Origin of the sequence: Roseospira navarrensis (assembly GCF_009601025.1) — a bacterium.
Taxonomy (GTDB): Bacteria; Pseudomonadota; Alphaproteobacteria; order Rhodospirillales; family Rhodospirillaceae; genus Rhodospira; species Rhodospira navarrensis.
In genome coordinates this window covers 1-403 of the sequence record NZ_WIVE01000189.1, presented here as the reverse complement: position 1 = coordinate 403, position 403 = coordinate 1, and the positions used below count along the sequence as shown (strand labels likewise).

Annotated in this window: 1 tRNA gene; it reads right to left on the bottom strand. The window is 56.8% G+C overall.

Annotated features, from left to right (window positions below):
• Nucleotides 1-298: 298 nt before the first annotated feature.
• A tRNA-Met gene (locus GHC57_RS19220) sits at nucleotides 299-375 on the bottom strand.
• Between the last annotated feature and the right edge of the window lie 28 nt (nucleotides 376-403).

Genomic DNA, 403 nt, shown 5'->3' with positions numbered 1-403 from the left:
TAAATCCCGATATGTATCGAAAAATCTGGATATATCCCCGAATTCTGACCGTGTGCCATACCGGTTACCTCGTCACAGTCCAGGTTTCCAGGGTGGTGAGGACGTAGAGGATTGCCTCCTCCTTTGATCCAAGCGCGTAGTGAGACGCAGGCTTGCGATCCAGTCCGCCCGGTCGGGTACGCTCTCGCCGCTGGAATTTCGCTTTCGTTTGGTAGCTATTTGGTAGCTGGGCGGGGACCTGGGTGGGTTCGGGCGCATAAAAAAGCCCGCTAGGCGGTTGACCTAGCGGGCTTTTTTATGGTTGCGGGGAGAGGATTTGAACCTCTGACCTTCAGGTTATGAGCCTGACGAGCTACCGGACTGCTCCACCCCGCGTCGGGTGTATGTTGGGGGTCGCCTGGGG